Source organism: Synechococcus sp. PROS-U-1, assembly GCF_014279755.1.
Lineage (GTDB): Bacteria > Cyanobacteriota > Cyanobacteriia > PCC-6307 > Cyanobiaceae > Parasynechococcus.
Genome location: NZ_CP047951.1, coordinates 150,845 through 166,386, shown reverse-complemented (window position 1 = coordinate 166,386; position 15,542 = coordinate 150,845). Strand labels below are relative to the sequence as shown.

General features: G+C 61.3%; 14 protein-coding genes. 6 read left to right on the top strand and 8 right to left on the bottom strand.

The window, feature by feature from the left end; genetic code table 11:
- Positions 1–3,279 carry an efflux RND transporter permease subunit gene (locus SynPROSU1_RS00770; RefSeq protein WP_186571122.1) on the top strand — a complete coding sequence of 1,093 codons (3,279 nt, stop codon included), beginning with the start codon at positions 1–3 and terminating at the stop codon, positions 3,277–3,279.
- 53 nt (positions 3,280–3,332) lie between these two features.
- Positions 3,333–4,196: an alpha/beta fold hydrolase gene (locus tag SynPROSU1_RS00765; RefSeq protein ID WP_186572162.1), complete on the top strand. Its 864-nt coding sequence runs from the start codon at positions 3,333–3,335 to the stop codon at positions 4,194–4,196.
- On the opposite strand, the gene SynPROSU1_RS00760 is transcribed toward SynPROSU1_RS00765, so the two are convergent.
- Both SynPROSU1_RS00760 and mgtE read right to left on the bottom strand, forming a co-directional pair.
- Complete coding sequence (locus SynPROSU1_RS00760; RefSeq protein ID WP_186571121.1) at positions 4,181–5,179, bottom strand: RpoD/SigA family RNA polymerase sigma factor; 999 nt, start codon at positions 5,177–5,179, stop codon at positions 4,181–4,183. The two genes, SynPROSU1_RS00765 and SynPROSU1_RS00760, sit on opposite strands and share 16 nt — an antisense overlap.
- 52 nt (positions 5,180–5,231) lie before the next feature.
- Positions 5,232–6,692 (bottom strand): magnesium transporter, encoded by a 1,461-nt coding sequence (mgtE, locus tag SynPROSU1_RS00755; RefSeq protein WP_186571120.1) that lies wholly within the window; start codon positions 6,690–6,692, stop codon positions 5,232–5,234.
- A 72-nt stretch (positions 6,693–6,764) separates the two neighbouring features.
- Between mgtE and SynPROSU1_RS00750 the strand changes: the two genes are divergently transcribed.
- A complete protein-coding gene (locus SynPROSU1_RS00750) occupies positions 6,765–7,238 on the top strand; it encodes a glutathione peroxidase (RefSeq protein ID WP_186571119.1) in 474 nt (157 codons plus the stop codon).
- Positions 7,239–7,240: 2 nt separating this feature from the next.
- Here the strand turns inward: SynPROSU1_RS00750 and SynPROSU1_RS00745 are convergent, their stop codons facing one another.
- The 5 genes from SynPROSU1_RS00745 to gyrB are packed head-to-tail and all read right to left on the bottom strand — an operon-like array spanning position 7,241 to position 11,385.
- A complete protein-coding gene (locus tag SynPROSU1_RS00745; protein ID WP_186571118.1) occupies positions 7,241–8,374 on the bottom strand; it encodes a glycosyltransferase in 1,134 nt (377 codons plus the stop codon).
- Between the two features lie 10 nt (positions 8,375–8,384).
- Entirely contained in the window at positions 8,385–8,759 is a 375-nt protein-coding gene (locus SynPROSU1_RS00740) for a CrcB family protein (protein WP_186571117.1), read from the bottom strand.
- Entirely contained in the window at positions 8,752–9,132 is a 381-nt protein-coding gene (locus SynPROSU1_RS00735) for a CrcB family protein (protein ID WP_186571116.1), read from the bottom strand. Before SynPROSU1_RS00735 ends, SynPROSU1_RS00740 begins: the two co-directional genes overlap by 8 nt.
- Complete coding sequence (locus SynPROSU1_RS00730) at positions 9,113–9,418, bottom strand: SH3 domain-containing protein (RefSeq protein ID WP_186571115.1); 306 nt, start codon at positions 9,416–9,418, stop codon at positions 9,113–9,115. Before SynPROSU1_RS00730 ends, SynPROSU1_RS00735 begins: the two co-directional genes overlap by 20 nt.
- The gene (gyrB, locus tag SynPROSU1_RS00725; protein WP_186571114.1) at positions 9,418–11,385 is read right to left on the bottom strand and encodes a DNA topoisomerase (ATP-hydrolyzing) subunit B; all 1,968 of its coding nucleotides are present in this window, start codon (positions 11,383–11,385) and stop codon (positions 9,418–9,420) included. The genes SynPROSU1_RS00730 and gyrB overlap by 1 nt, the downstream gene beginning before the upstream one ends.
- 153 nt (positions 11,386–11,538) lie before the next feature.
- Between gyrB and miaA the strand changes: the two genes are divergently transcribed.
- The 3 genes from miaA to SynPROSU1_RS00710 are packed head-to-tail and all read left to right on the top strand — an operon-like array spanning position 11,539 to position 14,787.
- Entirely contained in the window at positions 11,539–12,438 is a 900-nt protein-coding gene (gene miaA, locus SynPROSU1_RS00720; protein ID WP_186572161.1) for a tRNA (adenosine(37)-N6)-dimethylallyltransferase MiaA, read from the top strand.
- A 57-nt stretch (positions 12,439–12,495) separates the two neighbouring features.
- Complete coding sequence (infC, locus tag SynPROSU1_RS00715; protein WP_186571113.1) at positions 12,496–13,143, top strand: translation initiation factor IF-3; 648 nt, start codon at positions 12,496–12,498, stop codon at positions 13,141–13,143.
- Positions 13,144–13,191: 48 nt separating this feature from the next.
- Entirely contained in the window at positions 13,192–14,787 is a 1,596-nt protein-coding gene (locus SynPROSU1_RS00710; RefSeq protein WP_186571112.1) for a glycosyltransferase family 4 protein, read from the top strand.
- On the opposite strand, the gene SynPROSU1_RS00705 is transcribed toward SynPROSU1_RS00710, so the two are convergent.
- Positions 14,784–15,494 (bottom strand): dienelactone hydrolase family protein, encoded by a 711-nt coding sequence (locus tag SynPROSU1_RS00705; RefSeq protein WP_255444722.1) that lies wholly within the window; start codon positions 15,492–15,494, stop codon positions 14,784–14,786. The genes SynPROSU1_RS00710 and SynPROSU1_RS00705 overlap by 4 nt on opposite strands.
- Positions 15,495–15,542: the final 48 nt, after the last annotated feature.

Below are 15,542 nucleotides of genomic sequence, written 5' to 3'. Positions count from 1 at the left end.
ATGTCTTTCTCTGACAACTTCATCAAGAAGCCGGTTCTCACCACGGTCTGCAGCATCCTCATCGTGCTGGTGGGGCTGATTGCGATCCCCACGCTGCCGATCGCCAACCTGCCCAACATCGCCGATCCGCTGATCCAGGTGAGCGCGACGTATGCCGGTGCTAACGCCGAGGTCACCGAGCAAGCGGTGACCAACCCGATCGAGCAACAGATCAATGGGGTGCCCGGGGTGGCTTACATCGCCTCCACCAGCGACATGACGGGCTCCAGCTCGATCAACGTCTACTTCGATCAGACGACCGATATCGATATCGACCAGGTGAACGTGCAGAACCGGGTCTCCCTGGCGTCGCCGCAACTGCCGGAGCAGGTCTCGGCCACCGGGGTCTCGGTGAAGCAGAGCAACCCCTCGATTCTGCTGGCCTACGAGATCAGTTCATCGGAGGGCCAGTACGACGCGGCCTACCTCAACGGCCTGGTCTACGAACAGCTCTATTACCCCCTATCGCGCGTTGAAGGGGTAGCCACGGTGAGCGTGATTGGTGGAGCCAACCCCGCCTTCTGGCTGTTCGTCGATCCCGACAAACTAGCCGCCAACCAGCTGACCGCCGAGGAGGTTCTCAATGCTGTGGGATCCCAGAACAGCTTGGCGGTGGGGGGGCTGGTCGGAGGGCCTCCGGCATCCGGGGATCAGGCGTACACCTACCCGATCGTGGTGGAGAACAACGGCAACCTCACCTCCCTGGAAGACTTCAACAACCTGATTGTCAACCGCTCCCCCTCAGGCAACCTGCTCAAACTCGAGGACGTGGGCGAGGTGCGCTACGGCACCAACAGTTTCGCCGTACAGGGCATCGACAAGAACGGCCATGAGGCGCTGACCCTGGCGATCTATCAAACCCCGGCCAGCAACGCCCTGGATGTGTCCAATGCGGTGATGGCACAACTCGATCAGTTCCGCAGCCTCGTTCCCCCCGGGGTGACGGTGAATCAGATCTATGACATCGGCCAGTTCATCGAGGCGTCGGTGGATGGGGTGATTGATGCCCTGGGTCTTGCCATCGTGCTGGTGCTGGTGATCCTGTTTCTGTTCCTGCAGAACTGGCGCGCCACGGTGGTGCCCAGCCTGGCCATCCCGATCTCGCTGATCGGCACCTTTGCCTTCCTGAAGGTGTTCGGCTTCTCGATCAACCAACTCACACTGCTGGGGTTGGTGCTGGCGACGGGTCTGGTGGTGGACGACGCGATCGTGGTAATCGAGGCCGTGTCCACCAACATCGAGCAGGGGATGAAGCCCCGCGAGGCAGCCCTGGCCTGCATGGGCGAGTTGTTCGGTGCCCTGTTAGCGACCGCACTGGTGCTGATGGCGGTGTTTGTTCCCGTGGCCTTCTACCCCGGCGGCATCGGCATCATCTACAAGCAGTTCGCCCTAACGATCGCCTTCTCGATCGCCATTTCGGCCTTCAACGCCCTCAGCTTCTCGCCGATGCTCTCGGGTTTAATCCTGCCCCAGGAGAAACCCCCCGAACCGCACGGTCGCGCCTGGATTGTTGTGGGTGTGATCGTGGGTCTGGCCTTCGGGCGGTTCAGTGCCGCAGCCTTCGGCAGCTGGACCTACCTGGCCGGCGTGGGCATCGGCGCCCTAACCGGAGCCAACTTGCCGCGCATCTTCACGGCGTTCAATGCCGGCTTTGACCGGCTGCAGCGGGCCTACGCCGCCCTGCTCAACCGAGTGATCGCCCTGCGCCAGCTGATCCTCGGCGGCTTGGCCGTGGGCATCGTGTTGACCGGCTTCGCCTTCACCGCCCTGCCCACCGCCTTCATCCCCGATGAAGACCAGGGCTATGGCCTGGGCATCTTCCAACTCCAGAACGGCGCCTCCCTGGTGGAAACCAAAAAGCTCGGCATGCAGATCGCCAAGGTGCTCAGCGAAGAAGACGACGTGGCCAATGCCGGAATCATCAGCGGCTCCGGCTTCAATGGCTCCAGCCCTGATCAAGGCTTCTTCTTTTTCGGATTGAAGCCCCTGGAGGACCGCAAAGGAGCCAGCCACAGCTCCGACGCGATCATCAAGCGCCTGAACACCAAGTTGATCCAGCTGAGCGAAGGGCTGGCGGCGGCATCAGGGCCGCCAGCGGTGCCGGGTTTCTCATCTCAGGGCGGTTTTTACTTCCAGTTCAACGACCTCAGCAACGGCCAGTACAGCCTCAATGAGCTGTCGGATCTGGCGGATCAACTGATCAAGGAGGGAAATGCCAGCGGTGATTTCTCCACGCTCTACACCCAGTTCAACCCCAGCTCTCCGGCCGTCGGCCTGTCGGTGAACCGCGATGTGATGGGGGCTTTGAACGTCGACTATCAGGAGGCGATGGACAGCATCGCCGCTCTCACTGGCGGCAACTACTCCGGGCTCACCTATGAGAGTGGTCAGGTGCGCAGCATCTACGTGCAGGGCACGCCGGATCAACGCCAGACCATCGACGACGTGCTGAGTTATTACGTGCGGGATCGCGATGGCGGGCTGGTGCAGGTGTCGCAGTTCGCCGCGGCCGAGCTCAGCAGTGCGCCGCCGGTGATCAGCCACTACAACCTCAACCGCACCGTCCTGATCCAGGGCGCTGAAGCGATTGGCAAGAGCAGTGGTCAGGCCCTGGCCAAGATTCAAGCGCTGTTCAATGCTGCCGACTTCACCAATATCGGCTCGGCTTTCACCGGGCTGGCTGAGCTGCAGCTCTCCGCTGGAAACGCCAGCGTGCTCGTGTTCGGCCTGGGCGTGCTGATCGTGTACCTGGTGCTCTCCGCCCAGTACGAGAGCTACGTCACACCCGTGATCATCCTGGCCACGGTGCCCCTGGCCATGCTCGGTGCCCTGGCCTTCCTGGCCATGCGCTCGATTGATCTGAACATCTATGCCCAGGTGGGCCTGGTGACCCTGATCGGCCTGGCCGCCAAGAACGGAATCCTGATCGTGGAGGTGGCGGAGCAGAAGCTTGAGCAGGGCCTGAGCATCACCGAAGCGGCGGTGCAATCCGCGCAATCACGGCTGCGGCCGATCCTGATGACGGCCATTGCTGCCCTGGCGGGCTTTCTCCCCCTGGTGGTGGCCAACGGCGCCGGAGCCCACAGCCAGCAATCGCTGGGCACCGTGATCTTTGGTGGCCTTGTGGTGGCCACGGTGTTGTCGCTTGGAGTTGTACCGCCGGTGTATGTGCTGGTGAAAAACCTCGAACAGCGGTTGTTCAGTCGCCAAGATGCACCGGCGCAGCAAGCCAAGGCGTGAGCCCTAGCAACAACCTCTGGAGCTGGAACCAACGATCCATTGGCTGGAGCCTGATGGGCGACCCCCATGCCGAAGAAGCGGTGCTGCTAATCCACGGCTTCGGGGCCAACACCAACCACTGGCGCTTCAACCAGCCAGTGCTGGCCGAGCAGGCACCGACCTACGCCATCGATCTACTGGGATTCGGTGCCAGCGATCAACCCCGGGCCCGGTTAAAGGATGAGCCTGCCGCAGACGACGCGGTTCATTACGGCTTTGATCTCTGGGGCCAGCAAGTGGCGGACTTCTGCGATGCGGTGGTGCAACGGCCTGTGCTGTTGGTGGGCAACTCCATCGGCGGGGTTGTGGCCCTGCGAGCCGCACAAGTTCTGGGAAAGCGTTGCCGTGGCGTGGTGCTGATTGATTGCGCCCAGCGCTTGATGGACGACAAGCAACTGGCCACCCAGCCGACATGGATGACCTGGATCCGGCCGCTGCTGAAAGCCATGGTGCGGCAGCGCTGGTTGAGCACCGCGCTGTTCCGCAATGCGGCACGGCCCGGCGTGATCCGCAGCGTGCTGAAACAGGCCTATCCAAGCGGCAGCAACATTGACGACGCTCTTGTCGACCTGCTGTTTCAACCCACCCGCCGAGAGGGTGCTGCTGAAGCGTTCCGGGGTTTCATCAACTTGTTCGACGATTACTTGGCTCCACAATTGATGAAAGAGCTCTCAATTCCGGTGGATTTGATCTGGGGTGAACAGGACCCCTGGGAACCAATCGCAGAAGCCAAACGATGGGCCCAGAGCATCAGCTGCGTGCGCTCACTCACCGTGATTGCCAACGCAGGGCACTGCCCCCACGATGAAGCACCGGATCAGGTGAATCCGGTGCTGCAACGACTCGTCAATTCAGGGTCGAATCAGCAGGCGACATAGGCCTCCACCTGATCACTTACTCGGCGCAACCCAGCGAGACCATCCCGCTCCAAATTGCGAACACGGTCACGGCTCATGCCGAGAATCCGACCGATGCCAGTGAGGCTCATCGGGTCTTCACCGTCCATGCCGTAACGCATGCGCAGCACTTGCTCCTGGAGATGGGGCAACTGCCCCAGCAAGCTACGCAGATCACCTTTCAAACAATCTTCCTCGACCTGATCGCTGGGTAGATCACCATCACCGGAGAGAAGTTCAAGCAGTTCGGTGTCATCACCATCGCCAACTTTCATCTCAAGACTGACTGGCTGGCGGGCCCGGCACATCAGGTCCTTGACGTCGTCTTCCGGCAGCTCGACATACTCAGCAAGCTCGGTGACGGTGGGCGTCCGACCCAGTTCCTGGCTCAACTCGCGTTGACCCTTCTTGAGCTTGTTCAGCATCTCGGTGATGTGAATCGGCAGCCGGATCGTGCGGCTTTTCTCTGCGATGGCACGCGTGATGCCCTGCCGAATCCACCAGTAGGCATAGGTGGAAAATTTGTAGCCACGGGTGGGATCAAATTTCTCAACCCCACGCACCAAACCGATGGTGCCCTCCTGAATCAAATCCAGAAGTTCCATGTTCCGCTTGGTGTACTTCTTGGCAACGCTGACCACCAATCGCAGATTGGCAGCCACCATGCGCTCTTTGGCGCGTCGGCCGTGCTGCAGCTTGCGTTTGAGCTGTATCGAGGACAGACCAGAAGCCTTAGCCAGCTGGTCGCGGCTGGGCCTTTCACCCTCCTTGCTCTCCAATTCAGACTCGATGGATTCGATATCCATCAGCTCCTGAACCTGGCGCCCCAAGGTGATCTCCTGCTCGTGGGTCAGGAGGGGAACCCTGCCGATGTCGCGCAGGTAAGAGCGAACAAGATCGACATCAGCCGTGACGGCTCTTGCGGCAGTTTTCGGCTTGGAAGCAGCGGTTGCAGCCGGAGCCATGGCGCTTCTTTGAGTTATGTGAAGAGTACTCCTAAGAAACGTAAACAGACTCTCAGAAAACGCCCGTGGCAAAGAAATGGGTAGAAATACCTGCAGCCTGAACCAGCTGCGGCAGGTGGACCAACAGCCACCCCGCCGTCTTCAGGTAAATCAGTGTGCCGGCCACGTCGGTACAGGTGGTGATGAAAGGCGTGGACATCAACGCAGGATCCAAACCCATGCGGTCAAACAGCAGCGGAAACGCCGCACCGGCGGTGGCAGCCAGGGTGGTGATCGCCAAAAGACTCATCCCCACGGAGAGGCCTACCAACGCGCTTTCCCCTCTCCACCAGGCAAAGGGCACCACCAACAGCATCATCAAAATGCCCAGCAACGCCCCCGCCATCGCTTCGCGGGTAATCGCCCGCAAGGGTCCGAGGCTGGAGATGCTCTGAGTGCTCAAGCCACGGATCACCACCGTGGAGCTCTGGGCCCCCACATTGCCGCCTGTGCCACCAAGCAAAGGAATGAACGCCGCCAGCAAGACCACCTTCTGAAGTACGTCTTCATTGGCGGCAATCACTTCTGAAGTGAAGAAGCTGGCCAGCACCAGCACCGCCAGCCACACCACCCGGCGACGGGCGACGGTGAACAGGTTGCTACTGAAATAGTCATCGTCATCGCCGGCCTGAACGGCGCCGGCGGCGTACAGATCCCGGGTGGCTTCCTGCTCGATCACGTCAATCACGTCATCCACCGTGACGATGCCCACCAGACGCTGTTCCAGATCAACCACGGGAACCGCGAGGAAGTCGTAGCGCTGAATCGTTCGGGCCACCTTCTCCTGATCCGTGTCGGTGCTGACGCTGAGCACCTCCTCCGTCATCACATCGCCGATACGGGCCTGGGGGTCTGCCGTCACAAGATCTCTGAGCGACAGGATGCCGGTGAGACGGCGCTCCGCATCGGTCACATACAAGGAATAAATCGTCTCGGTATCTCGGGCGCGACGCCGGACGATGTCCAACGCCACAGCCGCGGTCTGGTTTTCCTTGAGGGCGATGTACTCGGTCGTCATCAAGCGACCGGCCGTCTCGGAGCGGTAGCCCAACAAACGCGCCGTCACCTGACGCTCATCGGGGCTGAGCTCGCTGAGCAACTGCCGTACCACCTTGGCGGGCAGCTCCTCGAACAATCGGGCGCGATCATCGGGCGACATCTCCTCCATCACCTCCCGCATCTCACCGGAGCGCAACAGGCTCAACAGGCTTTGCTGGGTGGCGGTGTCGAGGTACTCGTAAACACTGATCGCTTCGTCCTTGCTGAGCAGACGAAAAGCGATGGCCTGCAGGTTGGTGGGCAGGTTGCTGATCGCTTCAGCGATGTCCACGGGCTGAACCGGCTCCAGCAGCAGCTTCACTGCGTCGTAGTTGCCCACAACGAGCATCCCTTCCAGCTGTTGTGCGACCACGTCCGCCAGCAGGTGGTGTTCCACCGTCACGCTGACGCTGCTCAGCCCCGATGCCTCCGTCATGCCCCTCCGGCCGGGAGCCCAGTGTATGGCCGTTACAGCCGGTTAACGTCAGCGCTCTATCAGTGCTCTCTCATGGCGATCAGCGTCAGCTCCGTCTCCGTCACCACCCCCGACGGCAGCAGCAAATCCCTCGGCGACTACGCCGGCAAGGTGCTGCTGATCGTGAACGTCGCCAGCCGCTGTGGCTTCACCAAGCAATACGCCGGTCTGCAAGCCCTGAACGAGACCTACGGCGCCAAGGGCCTGGCCGTTCTGGGCTTCCCCTGCAACGATTTCGGTTCCCAGGAGCCCGGCAGCCTCGACGAGATCAAGAGCTTCTGCTCCAGCACCTACGGCGCTGACTTCGAGCTGTTCGAGAAAGTGCACGCCATGGGAAGCACCACAGAGCCGTACACCACCCTCAATCAGATGGACCCCATCGGCGATGTGGAGTGGAACTTCGAGAAGTTCCTGGTGGGCAAGGACGGCACGGTGATCGCACGCTTCAAAAGTGGCGTCACCCCAGAGGACCTCAAAGCGGCGATTGAAGAGGCCCTCGCAGCCTGAAGTTAGGCAGCATTAGCAGTCAACACGGCCAGCAACTGCTGGCCGTAATCGGACCAGCTGCGCAGATGGCGCCGTTGCGCATCTGCATTCAATGCGGCGATTCGATCCGGTGATGCCAGCAGGTTATGCAGGGCATCCGCCATCGATCGCCAGCTGTTGGTGTTCACCATCAGGCATCCACCACCAGCAGCCAGTTCGCCGAGGGCGCCATCACTGCTGCAGAGACAACCACGGCCATGCCAGAGGCTCTCGGCAACTGGCAGACCGAACCCTTCTTCAATAGATGGATAGACAGTGAACTGCGACCATTCATAGAGCTGATCGAGGCGCTCATCGTCAGCATCTTCGATCCATTTGACGGGGAGGCCGCGGCGAGCCGCGCGTTGAACCAGCGCCGCAACCGCCGGTTCGTTGGCCCAGCCAACGATGCGCAAGTGCACGGCCCCACTGGCATGGGCCTCCAACCAGGCCAGAGCCTTAAGCAGGCTGCGGTGGTTTTTACGGGCTTCTAGCGATCCCACGCAAAGCAGGCGCAAGGGTGACCCGACCTGATGCGGTTCGGGCGGGCTGCTCCGCCGGGGGCTGGGAAAGGCCTGGGCCAGGGGAAGACCATGAACGTGAGTGAAAGGCAACTGTTCGTGAGCAAGGAAGCTGCGGAGATGCTCAGCTGTGGTGTGGGAGTTGGCCAACACCCGGTCCGCCACCGCAAGACCGCGCATGTAAGCCGCATGGGACCGGGCAGCCACAGACTGCAGTCCCCCATAGAGATGGGCCAAGCGGATCGGAATCGCGTCATGGAACACCCAGGCCACCTTGAGCCCTCGCGCCCGAGCTGCCGCCTGCATCTGCTGTGGCGTGGGCTTGTTCGCTTCCCGCACCAACTCCACCACAAGAAGCCAAGACGGCGTCATCGGCGTTTCGAGATCCATGGTCCAGGCACCAGCTGGCGGACCGTTCCAGCACTCCAGGTGATGCAACTGATCCATCGTCGCCAACACAAAGCCCTGATCAGCCCGCCAACAGACAGGCCGCAGCGGAATACCCAGGTCGATCAAGGCTCGGGCTGTTAATCGCACACAGCGCTGGATACCAGTGTTGTGCGCAAATCGCGTCGTGTGATCGACGTAAAAAAACATCCGTGGCTGATCAGTCTGCGAAGCGACGTCCGCACGAGAATCCCAGCCCAGCCGCTCCCAAACCCAGCCCTAGGGTCAGCCCGATCAAGCCCAAGGCTGCGACCCAATCACCGGCGCTGAGATGCTTCATGGCCGCCAGCATCCAGCTGCTGAAGGTGGTGAGCGAGCCGCAGAAGCCAATGCCGAGCAGCAACTGACGCCGCGGTGCAGTGGGCAATCCGGCCAAGAAGCCCAGGAGGGCAGCCCCCAGAACGTTCACCAGCAGGTTCTGATCCCCCAGATGCAGCACCACCTGCCAGCGAAGCAAGGCTCCAGGAACAGCGCCCACCCCCACGAGCAGCAGCTCCTGCAGTTCGAATTGAAGGCTCGGTTTGGTCTCAGGCATGGGTCCCCAATCCATAACCAACGGCAGAGGCCAACAGGCCCGCACCGATCGAGGCCACCGCCAGCACCAGCGCCGTCAACACCTGCCCGGCCCGCAGCTCGTTGAGCAGCTCCACCGCAAAGGTGGAAAAGGTGCTGAGGCTGCCGAAAAAGCCCACACCCATCAGCAAGGCAATACCGGTGCTGGCGGCGCAGCTTTCATTGAGCGCCAGCACCAGGCCAAGGGCAAAACAGGCCACCACATTCACCATGAAGGTGCCCCAGTGCTTCTTCGGCACCATCGGCTGAAAGTGGTTCACCACCTTCAAGCGCAGCCAGGCCCCAGGGATTGCCCCCAGGCCCACCAGAACCACCTCAGGCGCGGAGCCAGCCACGGCGTTGCTCTCCAGACAGGGTTTGCACGTGCAGCCAGTCTTGGCCATCAGCGGCGGACCAACGCCGCAGCAGCCGCAGGGACGATCCCGCCTTGAGGGTCCGCAACCGTGGGGCCACCGCTAGCGGACTAAGCCGCAATGGCTGATCTGATGCAGTGTGCAGAGGGCCTGACACCACGCGACGACGGGGCTGCGGTTGACGCCGATCAGCACCACCGGCCGGCAAGGCCGCCGGGGCCATCAGCGCCACCCCCAGCAACCAACTCCAACGGAGAAGAGGCCCCATCAAATGTCGAGGGCTGCCATGTCCAGCTCGGCGCTGTGGGTTTCGATGAATTCCCGGCGAGGAGCCACCTTGTCACCCATCAGGATCGTGAAGATGCGATCGGCCTCGAGGGCGTCTTCGATTTCGATGCGCTTCATCATCCGGGTGCTGGGATCCATGGTGGTTTCCCATAACTGCTTGGGCATCATTTCTCCAAGACCCTTGAAACGCTGAATGGTGTAGTTGGCTTTTTCACCAAACCCTTTCAATGTTTTTTGCAGATCTGATTCGTTATAACAATAGGTATGATTTTTACCGCGCTCCACTTTGTAGAGCGGTGGACAGGCAATGTAGATATAACCACCTTCAACCAATTCTTTTTGGTAGCGATAGAAAAATGTGAGGATCAAGGTGCGGATATGGGCGCCATCCACATCAGCATCGGTCATGATCACAATGCGGTGATAGCGCAGGTTCTTGACATCAAAGTCCTCGCCCTTGATCCCCAAGCCCAAAGCGGTGATCAGCGCCTGGATCTCGGTGTTCTTATAAATCTTGGCGTCGTCGGTTTTCTCGATGTTGAGAATCTTGCCCCGCAGCGGCAGGATCGCCTGGAAGCGACGGTCCCGGCCCTGCTTGGCGGAACCTCCAGCGGAGTCACCCTCCACGATGTAGATCTCGGATTCGCCAGGGTCGCGGGAGCTGCAGTCGGCCAGTTTTCCGGGCAGGGTTGAGCTCTCCAGAACGCTCTTGCGGCGCACCAATTCCCGAGCCCGGCGGGCGGCTTCCGCCGCATTGAACGCCTGGATCGCCTTCTCCAGGATCAGACCGATCACGGAAGGATTGAACTCGAGGAACTGCCCCAGCGACTCGCCCACCAGGTTGTCGACGATGCCCCGCACTTCGGTATTGCCGAGCTTGGTTTTGGTTTGACCTTCAAATTCCGGTTCCGGCACCTTCACCGAAAGAACAGCGGTAAGTCCTTCACGAATGTTCTCCCCCGCCAGGTTGGAATCAGCTTCCTTGCGTTTGCCCAGCTTCTTGGCGAAGGCGTTGAGGGTACGGGTGAGCACCGTCTTGAGGCCTTCGATGTGGGTGCCCCCATCCACAGTGCGGATGTTGTTGGCAAAGCCAAGGATGCTGTCGGAGTAGGCATCGGAGCACCACTGCAGGGCGGCCTCCACCTGAACCCCATCCTTCTCCGAATTCACGTAGATGATTTCGGGGTGAAGGGCATCCTTCTCCTTGTTCATGTAGGCGACGTATTCCTTGATGCCGCCTTCATAGAAATAGATCTCCTCATGCGGCTGACCCTCCTCATCCCGGGCCGACTCCCGCTCATCACGGAAGACAATCCGAACACCGCCGTTGAGATAGGCGAGTTCCCGCAATCGGGCCGAGAGGGTGGCGTAATCGAAGACGATGCCGCCGGTGAAGATTTCACGGTCGGGCTTGAAGCAGACGGTGGTGCCGGTCTCGCCAGACTCCGCCGATGGCTGCGACTCCGAGGCAAGCGCCCCAATGGCAGTGCCCCGCTCAAAGCGCTGGCGATGAATCTGGCCCTGGCGGCGCACCGTCACCTGCACCCATTCACTCAGGGCATTCACCACCGAGATGCCGACGCCGTGCAAACCGCCAGACACCTTGTAACCGCCGGCTCCGAATTTGCCGCCGGCATGCAACACCGTGAGCACCGTCTCCAGGGCACTCTTGCCGGTGCGGGGATGCACATCGGTGGGAATGCCACGGCCGTTGTCACTCACCGAGGCGGAACCATCATCACCGAGAACAACAACGATCCGGTCGCAATGGCCCGCCAGAGCCTCATCGACCGAGTTATCCACCACCTCGTACACCAGGTGGTGCAAGCCCCGCGGCCCCGTGGTGCCGATGTACATGCCCGGGCGCTTGCGAACGGGCTCAAGCCCCTCCAGCACCTGAATTTGCTCAGCGCCGTAGGCGTTCTGGACCTTAGAAGCGTCGCTCATTCAGTAAGTCTCAAGCCAGGAAACCGGGTCATGGGCGGGCGCAACGGCTCTAAACCTCGACCTGACAATGCCAATCTACCACCGGCTGTCTATAGAGGCTTGCAGAGGCCTCTCAGAGGTCGTTCCAAGCCGGGCTGCACCCCCCTCACGCTTTTGAATAGCTCCAATCCCCTGGTGATCGCCCTGCTCGGGCCCACCGCCAGCGGCAAGACCGCCCTGGCTTTGGACATCGCCGAACGGCTGGATCTGCCGGTGATCAACGTGGATTCCCGCCAGCTCTACCGGGAGATGGATATCGGCACCGCCAAACCGACGGCGGAGCAACAGGCACGGGTGCAGCACCATCTGCTGGACCTGCGTTCACCGGACCAGCCGATCACCCTGCAGGAGTTCCAGGCGGAAGCCAATCCCTGCATCACCCGTGAGCTGAAGCAGCGGGGCGTCGCTCTGCTGGTGGGCGGAAGTGGCCTTTATCTCAAAGCGCTCACCAGCGGGCTGCAGCCTCCGGCCGTGGCTCCGCAGCCGCAGCTGCGCCAGCAGCTGACGGCCCTGGGCCAGGGCATCTGCCATCCACTGCTGCAGAGCGCCGACCCCAAGGCCGCCGCCAAAATCGCTCCGGCCGATGCCGTACGCACCCAGCGGGCCCTGGAAGTGCTTTACGCCTCAGGACAACCGATGAGCCGTCAAGCAACGGCCACCCCTCCGCCCTGGAATGTTCTGGAACTGGGCCTCAATCCCGCCAACCTGCGCCAGCGGATCCAACAACGCACCGAACAGCTGTACCGGGAAGGGCTAGTGGAGGAGACCCGGAGACTGAGCGCGCGCTACAGCGCCGATCTGCCGCTGCTGCAAACCATCGGCTATGGCGAAGCACTGCAAGTGATCGCTAGCAGCCTGACGAAGGCAGACGCGGTGCGAATCACCAGTCAACGCACCCGCCAGTTCGCCAAACGCCAACGCACCTGGTTCCGGCGTCAGCACAACCCCCACTGGCTGCCAGAGCAGGCATCGGTGACGGATGCGATGACGTTGATCGAGCAGCATCTAAGGTGAAGGATGCAGACGTTGTATGCACCGAAGTTGTCTGCTTTTGTCCCCGTCATCGCCTGAATGCCCCCACGTCCCCGTTTTGACCGTCGTGCCCCGGTTCGGGAGCTGCCCAACATCAACGACCGGATCAACTATCCCCAGTTGCGGGTGGTCGATTCAGACGGCGCTCAACTGGGCGTGATCAGTCGGGAAGAAGCCCTGGATGTGGCCCGCGACCGGGAACTGGATCTGGTGCTGGTGAGCGAAAAGGCCGATCCACCGGTCTGCCGGATCATGGACTACGGCAAGTTCAAATTCGAGCAGGAAAAGAAAGCCAAGGAAGCCAAGAAGAAGTCACACCAGACTGAAGTCAAGGAAGTCAAGATGCGGTACAAGATCGACCAGCACGATTACGACGTGCGGATCGGTCAGGCCCAGCGCTTCCTCAAGGCCGGCGACAAAGTGAAGTGCACCGTGATCTTCCGCGGCCGGGAAATTCAACACACCGCTTTGGCAGAGACCCTGCTGCGGCGGATGGCCAAGGACCTGGAGGAAAAGGCCGAAATCCAGCAGGCCCCCAAACGGGAGGGGCGCAACATGATCATGTTCCTCACCCCACGCAAAACACCGCTGGTGAAGAAGGAGGAAAAGGAGCAAGCCGCCAACAAGGCCGTGCGCACGATCCCGGCACCGCCGCGGCCCACCGCCGCCAAGGTCTCCAGCCCGTAAGCCTGAGTGGGAGAGGATCAACTCCAAGGCGCAACCTCGCCCACCGCGATGCCAGCTGATTCGACCAAACACAGACAACCGCTGCCCATCACGCTGGTGATGGCGCGCAACGGTTTTGAGGTCAACCCCCAGCAACCGCTGGGACGACAGTCGGCTGGCGCCTCATTTCTCGAGGCATATCTGCAGTACTCCGGGAATAGTGATCATCATTTGGCCGTTCCCCAGACCGGCGAGGCGGAATGGTTCCACGCCCAGGCTGAAGCCCTTCACTCTCAGGCTCGAACCCTGGCTGTGCCTCTCGACCGCTGGGGCGATGCGGCGGAACAGAGTGGAACCTTCCACTTCCCAGACCCCGGCCTAAACCACTGGAGCTGGAAACGGATGCCCTGGGGGGATGGTTGCTTCTCCTTGCTGGGCATCGTTCATACGCTGTGCAGTTACAACGTCCAACACGCGCTGGGACAGTTCTGCACCGCACCAGTGCGCCACTGGGATGCCCTGATCTGCACGTCACAGGCCTCAAGAGTGGCGATCGAAGGCTTTCTGGAACGGCAGGAAGCCTGGTTACGTCGGCACAACGAAGCGATGCGTTTCGAACGGCCGCAGCTGCCGGTGATCCCCCTGGGCATTAGTCCGGAGGTATGGGCACCACCTGAAGGCAAGCAAGACGCCTGCCGTCATGCACGAACCCAACTGGGCCTTGCCCAGGATGCCGACATCGTGCTGATCGCTGGTCGCCTCGATCTGCTGACCAAATTTCAACCAGCTCCACTCTTCCAGGCCTTGGCCGCTCTCCAGGACAGCAGCCATCCGAAGCTGCAAGTGCTGGTGTACGGGGAAGCTCCCACACCAGCGATGCAGAACCTCTGGCGCCAAGCGGTGCAGCAGCTGGCTCCTCGGCTAAAGGTGCACTGGGTCCCCGGCAAGGACGCCTCCCTGGCCGGACCGGTGCGCTGGGCTGCGGATGTGTTCGTCAGCCTCTCTGACAACCCCCAGGAAACCTTCGGGATCACTCCGCTGGAGGCGATGGCTGCGGAACTGCCCTGCCTTGTGAGCGACTGGGATGGATACAAGGAAAGCGTGATTCAACCCGGTGAAACTGGCGCAGCAACTGGCCTGCGGGTGACCACCCGCATGGTGGAGGGTCTCGGTGCCGCGGAGGCCCATGGGATGCTTCACGAGAGCATCGATTTCGGCCTAGCCGTCGGCCGGATGTCACAGGGCATCGCTGTGGATCTGGATCAGTTTCAACGCCACCTCTCCACCCTGCTGAGCCAACCGGAGCTGCGGCAGGCGATGGGAGCCGCCGGCCGGGAACGGGTCCAACGGATCTACGACTGGAAGGTGGTAATGGAGCAATGGCGACAGCTGGTGGCGGAGCTGAACGAACGTCGACATCACGCCATCGCCAAAGGACAAACAACACCACCTCAACTACCGCCTTGGATGCCGGACACCAGCATGGCGTTCGGCAACTTCGCCAGCGAGATCCTTCCTGCCAGTTGGAATCCCCCGGTCCCTGCAACCCAGCTCGAAGCCGAGCGCCACGGCAATCCCTTCCAAGCATGGGACGACACCCTGCTGAAGCAAACCGATGCCCGCCGCAAGGGCTGGTGGCTGAAGCAGGGGCTGATTCGACCCTAGAAAACGACCGCCTCCCGGATCAAAGCCCAGCCCCGCTCAGCCGCCGCGGCCTGAAAACTGCCCCGGGCGTCACACATGAAGCCGTGATCAGCTTCCGGGAACAGCTCCATGCGCAGGCGATCACCAACCGGATCCACCTGCCGTAGAGCCTGCTCAACCGCCTGGCGATCGTCTTCAGGAATCAGGGAGTCAGCCAGTCCGAACAGACAGATGAGCCGCCCTTTGACCTGAGGGATCAGAGAGAGCGTGGGTTCCCCGCCACCAGGACGGAAACGACTGACTCCAGCACCGTAGAAATTCAACGTGACCGCCACGTCGGGAAGGGTCGCGGCCAGCAAAGCCGCATGCCCCCCGAAGCAGAACCCGACCACCATCACCTCAACAGCCGGGCAACGCTTTTGCAGCCAAAGAATGGTCGCTGAAACATCAGCGAGGATTTGCGCGGCGGTGGTGGCGTCCTTGTGCCGACGACCCTCCTTCAGATCCTGATCGGAGTAGCCGAGGTCAAGATCCGGAGCCGTCCGAGCAAAAAGGGGAATGGCCAGGGCTGGAATGCCATGGGCGGCCAGGCGATCGGTGATGCTGCGGAGCCAGGCATTCACGCCAAACACCTCGGGCAGCACGATAACTACACGTTTTTGAAACGAAAAAGAATCAATTTCGCGCTCAAACGGCACTGGAGCGGCCCACCATGCGCGCAGCGGCACAGGGCCTTCATCGATGACGACCCAACGTCCGGCTACGGATTCAGAAAT

Bases quoted from the DNA above. Each gene is read 5' to 3' on its own strand.
- SynPROSU1_RS00770 (WP_186571122.1), top strand. From the start codon at position 1: ATGTCTTTCTCTGACAACTTCATCAAGAAGCCGGTTCTCACCACGGTC.
- SynPROSU1_RS00765 (WP_186572162.1), top strand. From the start codon at position 3,333: ATGGGCGACCCCCATGCCGAAGAAGCGGTGCTGCTAATCCACGGCTTC.
- SynPROSU1_RS00760 (WP_186571121.1), bottom strand. From the start codon at position 5,179: ATGGCTCCGGCTGCAACCGCTGCTTCCAAGCCGAAAACTGCCGCAAGA.
- mgtE (WP_186571120.1), bottom strand. From the start codon at position 6,692: ATGACGGAGGCATCGGGGCTGAGCAGCGTCAGCGTGACGGTGGAACAC.
- SynPROSU1_RS00750 (WP_186571119.1), top strand. From the start codon at position 6,765: ATGGCGATCAGCGTCAGCTCCGTCTCCGTCACCACCCCCGACGGCAGC.
- SynPROSU1_RS00745 (WP_186571118.1), bottom strand. From the start codon at position 8,374: ATGTTTTTTTACGTCGATCACACGACGCGATTTGCGCACAACACTGGT.
- SynPROSU1_RS00740 (WP_186571117.1), bottom strand. From the start codon at position 8,759: ATGCCTGAGACCAAACCGAGCCTTCAATTCGAACTGCAGGAGCTGCTG.
- SynPROSU1_RS00730 (WP_186571115.1), bottom strand. From the start codon at position 9,418: ATGGGGCCTCTTCTCCGTTGGAGTTGGTTGCTGGGGGTGGCGCTGATG.
- gyrB (WP_186571114.1), bottom strand. From the start codon at position 11,385: ATGAGCGACGCTTCTAAGGTCCAGAACGCCTACGGCGCTGAGCAAATT.
- infC (WP_186571113.1), top strand. From the start codon at position 12,496: ATGCCCCCACGTCCCCGTTTTGACCGTCGTGCCCCGGTTCGGGAGCTG.
- SynPROSU1_RS00710 (WP_186571112.1), top strand. From the start codon at position 13,192: ATGCCAGCTGATTCGACCAAACACAGACAACCGCTGCCCATCACGCTG.